Source organism: Saccharothrix sabaoui (genome assembly GCF_051756985.1).
Lineage (GTDB): Bacteria > Actinomycetota > Actinomycetes > Mycobacteriales > Pseudonocardiaceae > Actinosynnema.
On the sequence record NZ_JBPKJK010000085.1, the window covers coordinates 31,096 to 37,252 of the forward strand.

Here is a 6,157-nt window from a genome sequence, read left to right on the forward strand (position 1 = left end):
GGGCAGGCGTCACGCCGTGCCGAGTTCGTCGTCGATCAGCTCGAACAGCTCGTCGTCGGTGGCGACGTCCAGCACGTTGACGTCCAGCACGTCGACGGCCGGTGCCGACCCGGTCGCCGGCCCGGCGGGTGCCGGGTCGGGGGGCGCCAGCTCCTCGGCGAGGTGCCCGGCGATCGCGCCGGCCGTGGGGTGGTCGAACAGGAGCGTGGCGGGCAGCCGCAGGCCGGTGGCGGCGGCGAGCCGGTTGCGCAGCTCGACCGCGGTCAGCGAGTCGAACCCGAGGTCCAGCAGCCCCTTGGCGGCGGGGAACGCGGTGCCCGGCGTGCCCAGCACCGTGCCGACGTGCGTGCGCACCAGGTCGAGCAGCGCGCGGCGGCGGCGGTCGGGCGGCAGGGTGCGCAGCCGCGCCGGTCCGGCGGGGTCCCGGCCGGGTGCGGTGGCGGTCGGCCGGGTCGCGGCGGGCACGACGTCGCGCAGGAACGCCGGCACCTCCTGCCCGGCCAGGGCTGCGGTGTCCAGCCGCAGCGGCGCCACGACCGGCTGGTCGGCGGCCACCGCCCGGTCGAACAGGGCCAGGCCCTCGGCCGCGGTGAACGGCACGACGCCGCCCCAGGCGATGCGACGCCGGTCGGCGTCGGTGAGCCTGCCGCTCATGCCCCGCTCGGTGGCCCACAGGCCCCACTGGATCGACACGGCGGGCAGCCCGGCGGCGCGGCGGTGGTGGGCCAGGGCGTCGAGGAACGCGTTGCCGGCGGCGTAGTTGCCCTGCGCCGCGCCGCCGAACGCCGCCGCGATCGACGAGAACAGCACGAACCGGGCGGGCCGCAGGGGCGCGGTCAGCTCGTGCAGGTGGACGGCGGCGTCCACCTTGGGCCGCAGCGCGGCGGCGACCTGCTCGTCGGTGAGGGTCTCCAGCAGGCCGTCCGCGACGACGCCCGCGCAGTGCACGACCCCGGCCAGCGGGCGGTCCGCGGGCAGGGAGCCCACCAGGGCGGCCAGCGCGGCGCGGTCGGCGACGTCGCAGGCGACGAGGCGCACGTCGGCGTCCAGCCCGGCGGCCAGCTCGGCCGCGCCCTCGGCGTCGGGGCCGCTCCGGCTGACCAGCACGAGGTGCCGGACGCCGTGCGCGGTCACCAGGTGGCGGGCGACCTCGGCCCCGATGCCGCCGGTGCCGCCGGTGATCAGCACGGTGCCGTCGACGTCCCACGCCGGGTCCCCGGCGGTCGCCGCGGCGCGCGTCCAGCGGGCCGCGCGCACGACGCCCCCGCGCAGCGCGACCTGCGGTTCGCCGCCGGCGACGGCCGCGGCGAGGGCGGCGGCGGACGCGGGGTGGTCGTCGGTGTCGACCAGCGCGAACCGGCCGGGGTGCTCGGTCTGCGCGGTGCGCAGCAGGCCCCACAGGGCGGCGTGCACGAGGTCGGGCACGTCGTCGTCCGCCTCGACCGGGACCGCGCCGTGCGTGACGAGCACCAGCCGCGAGTCGGCCCGGCCCGGGTCGGCCAGCCAGTCCCGCAGCAGCGCCAGCGTCCGGGTGACGGCCTCGTGCACGGCGGCGGGCAGGTCGGCGGGCGCGGCGGTCCGGGGCACGTCCCGGACGACCACGCGGTCCCCGCCGCCACCACCGCCACCACCGCCGGCGACGCCGGCGGCCGGCTCCGGCCACACCATCCGGTACAGCGGGTCGCGCACGGCGGGCCGCACCCGGTCGGGCGACGCGGGCCGCAGCACGATGGAGTCGATGTCGGCGACGGGCAGGCCCGCGGTGTCCACGATCCGCACGGCCGCCGCGTCGGGCCCGGACGGCACGAGCCGCAGCCGCACCTCCCCCGCGCCGGAGGCGTGCACCTGGACGCCGGTCAGCGCGAACGGCAACCAGCCGCCGCCGCGCCCGGCCAGGACGCCGAAGGCGAGGGCGTGCAGCGCGCTGTCCAGCAGCGCCGGGTGCAGGGCGAACGCCGCCGCCTCCGGCAGCCGCTCGTCGGGCAGGCGGGCCTCGGCGAACACCTCGTCCCCGCGCCGCCACACCGCGCGCAGCCCCCGGAACGCGGGCCCGTAGGCGAAGCCGCCCGCGTCGAGCCGGTCGTAGAGGCCGGTGACGTCCACCGGCTCCGCGCCGGGCGGCGGCCACTGGGCCAGGTCGGGATCGGGACCGGGTGCCGGCAGCGGGCCGGTGAGCACGGCGGAGGCGTGCCGCGTCCAGGGGCCGCCGGGCTCGGTGCGGGCGTGCACGCCGAGGGACCGCCGGCCCGCCTCGTCGGGCGCGGACGCGGTCAGCCGCAGGTCCGCGCCGCCGGACGCGGGCAGGGTGAGCGGGGCCTCCAGGGTCAGCTCGGCCACGCGCGGGCAGCCGGTCCCGTCGCCGGCGCGGACGGCCAGCTCCAGGAACGCGGTCGCCGGGAACACGGCGGCGCCGAACACGGCGTGGTCGGCCAGCCACGGCTGCGCGTCGGTGCCGACGCGGGCGGAGAACAGGTGGCCGCCGGTGTCGGGCAGCTCGGTGGCCGCGCCGAGCAGCGGGTGCCCGACCGGGTCGAGCCCGACCGCCGCCGCCCCGCCCGACGCGCCGCGCCCGCCGGGCGGGGCGTCCAGCCAGAAGCGGCGGCGCTGGAAGGCGTAGGTGGGCAGGTCGACGCGGCGGCCGGGCGACGCCGCCGGGTCGACCCGGACGCCGCGGGCGTGGGCGTGGGCCAGCGCGGTCACCACGGAGCGCTCCTCCGGGTGGCGGCGGTCCAGCAGCGGGATGGCGGCGCGGTCCACGCCGTCGTCGGGCAGGCAGTCGGGCACCAGCGCGGACAGCGGGGCGCCGGGCCCGAGTTCGAGGAACGTGGTGACGCCCGCGCGGGCCAGCGCCGCGACGCCGTCGCCGAACCGGACGGCGCGGCGGGCGTGCTCGACCCAGTGGTCGGGGGTGGTGAGGGCGTCGTCGGCGACCTCGCCGGTGACGCCGGAGACGACCGGCAGCCGCGGCGGGCGCATCGCCACGCCCGCGGCGACCTCGCGGAACGCGGCGAGCACCCCGTCGAGGTGCGGCGAGTGGAACGCGTGGCTCGTGCGCAGCCGCTTCACCCGGCGGCCCAGCGCCCCGAAGTGGGCGGCGACGCGCAGCACCTCGTCCTCGTCGCCGGACACGACGGTGGAGGCGGGGCCGTTGACCGCGGCGATGGACGCCCCCGCGCCCAGTTCTGCGGCCACCTCGTCCTCGGTCGCCCGCAGCGACACCATCAGGCCGTCGGCGCGGGCCGACTGCATCAGCCGGCCCCGCGCGGCGACCAGGGTGGCCGCGTCGGCGAGGGAGAACACGCCGGCCACGTGCGCGGCGGACAGCTCGCCGACGGAGTGGCCGAGCAGGAGGTCCGGCGTGACGCCCCGGTGCTCCAGCAGCCGGAACAGGGCGACCTCGACGGCGAACAGCGCGGGCTGGGCGTACTCGGTGCGGTCCAGCGCCGCCGCGTCCGCCCCCAGCACGACGTCGCGCAGCGGCCGGTCCAGCAGCGGGTCGAACGCCGCGCACGCGCGGTCGAACGCCTCCGCGTAGGCCGGGAACGCCGCGTGCAGCCCGGCGCCCGTGCCGGGCCGCTGGCTGCCCTGGCCGGGGAACAGGAACGCGGTGCGGCCGGTGCGCGCGGCGACCGCCCGCACCCCGTCCCAGTCGTCGCCGCGCTCGGCGAGGGCGGTCAGCCCGGCGAGCAGCTCGGCGCGGTCGCCGCCGACGACCGCGGCGCGGTGGTCGAGGGCGGCGCGGGTGGTGGCCAGCGAGAAGCCGACGTCGACGGGGTCGAGGTCCCGGCCGGCCAGGGCGTCGCGCAGCCGGGCGGCCTGGGCGCGCAGCGCGGCCGGGTCGTGCGCGGACAGCGGCCACACCACCGTGCCGGGCGGGCCGGGCGTCGCCGGGACGGTCGCGGGCAGGTCGGGGGCCTGTTCGACGACGACGTGCGCGTTGGTGCCGCTGACGCCGAAGCCGGACACCCCGGCGCGGCGGGGCCGGTCGACGGCGGGCCACGGCGTCCGCTCGGTGACCACCCGCACCGACCCGGCCGTCCAGTCGACGTGCGGGCTGGGCGCGTCGAAGTGCAGCGTCGGGGGCAGCACGCCGTGCCGCAGCGCGAGCACCACCTTGATGATCCCGGCGACGCCGGCGGCGGCCTGGGTGTGGCCGATGTTGGACTTCACCGAACCGACCAGCAGCGGGTGGTCGCGGCGGCGGCCGTAGGCGGCGATCAGCGCCTGCGCCTCGATGGGGTCGCCGAGCCTCGTGCCGGTGCCGTGCGCCTCGACCACGTCCACGTCGCCCGCGTCGAGCCCGGCGTCGGCCAGGGCGGCGCGGATGACGCGCTGCTGCGACGGCCCGTTGGGCGCGGTCAGGCCGTTGGACGCGCCGTCCTGGTTGACGGCGGTGCCGCGCACCAGGGCCAGCACGGGGTGGCCGTTGCGGCGGGCGTCGGACAGCCGTTCCAGCAGCACCAGGCCGATGCCCTCGCCCCACGCGGTGCCGTCGGCGCTCGCCGAGAACGGCTTGCACCGGCTGTCCGCGGCGAGCCCGGCCTGCCTGCTGAACTCGACGAACGTGGTGGGCGTGGCCATCACGGTGGCCCCGCCGACGAGGGCGAGCGCCGATTCGCCGGACCGCAGGGAGCGGACCGCCGTGTGCAGCGCGACCAGCGACGACGAGCAGGCGGTGTCCACCGTGACGGCGGGGCCCTCCAAGCCGAGCACGTAGGAGATGCGGCCGGAGGCGACGCTGCCCGCGCTGCCGATGCCCAGGTAGCCCTCGTACTCCTCGGGCGGGTCGGTCAGGCGCGAGCCGTACTCGTGGTGGCTGGAGCCGATGTAGACGCCGGTGTCGCTGCCGCGCAGGGACGCCGGGTCGATGCCGGCGCGCTCCAGCGCCTCCCACGCGGCCTCCAGCAGCAGCCGCTGCTGCGGGTCCACGGTGAGCGCCTCGCGCGGCGAGATGCCGAAGAAGCCGGGGTCGAAGTCGGCGGCGTCGTGCAGGAACCCGCCCTGCCGCGCGGTCGTCTGGCCGGCGCGGTCGCCGAACAGGCGGGCCAGGTCCCAGCCGCGGTCGGCGGGGAAGTCGGAGATGGCGTCCGTGCCGCTGTCGAGCAGGTCCCAGAACCGCTCCGGGCTGTCCACGCCGCCGGGGAACCGGCAGCTCATCGACACGATCGCGACGGGGTCGTCGGCGACGGCCGCGGCGACGACGGCGGGGGCCGCGGGTCCGTCGTCGCCGGCCAGGCCGTCCCGCAGGTGCGCGACGAGGGCCTCGACGGACGGGTGGTCGAACACCAGGGTCACCGACAGCGCCAGGCCGGTGCGCTCGGCCAGGCGGTTGCGCAGCTCCACCGCGGTGACCGAGTCGAAGCCGAGGTCCTGGAAGGCGCGGTGCACGTCCACCGCGGCGGGGTCGGCGTGGCCGAGGACGTCGGCGACGGCGGTGCGGACCAGGTCCAGCAGCACCCGGCCCCGTTCGGCGGCGGCCACGGCGGTCAGCGCGGTCTCCCCCGCGCCGGCCGGGGCCGCCTCCGGCAGGTCGGCGAACACCCGGCTCGGGCGGGCCGTCGCGCGGACCTTCGCGTAGCGGGGCCAGTCGACGTCGCCGATCACCACGTGGGCGTCGCCGAGGGCGAGGGTGCGGCGCAGCGCGGCCAGCGCCCGCTCCGGGGGCATGGCGGGCAGGCCGTCGCGGGCGATCCGCTCCCCCACCGCGCCGCCGGCCGGGCCGTCGGCGTCCCACAGGCCCCAGCCGGCGGAGGTCGCGGGCAGCCCGGCCGCGCGGCGGTGCCGGGCGAGGCCGTCGAGGTAGGCGTTGGCCGCCGCGTAGACCGCCTGGCCGGGGCCGCCGAGGGTGGCGGCGAGGGAGGAGAACAGCACGAACGCGGACAGGTCGAGGTCGCGGGTCAGCTCGTGCAGGTTCCGGGCGCCGGCCACCTTGGGCCGCAGCACCCCCAGCGCCCGCTCGGGGGTGACCGCGCCGACGACCGAGTCGTCCAGGACGCCGGCGAGGTGGAACACGGCGGTGAGCGGCGCGTCGTCCGGGACGGCGGCCAGCACCTCGGCCAGCCGGTCGCGGTCGGCGGCGTCGCAGGCCACGACGGTGACCCGCGCGCCGAGCGCTTCGAGGTCGCGCGCGAGGTCGGCGGCGCCGGGCGCGTCGGGC

The 6,157-nt window shown here is 79.1% G+C and carries 1 protein-coding gene; it reads right to left on the bottom strand.

The genetic code is table 11. The features are described 5' to 3' along the window. Window positions 1-9 precede the first annotated feature (9 nt). Window positions 10-6,157, bottom strand: a 6,148-nt coding sequence (locus ACR807_RS24565) for a type I polyketide synthase (protein ID WP_438923756.1), incomplete at its 5' end; no start/stop codon positions are given.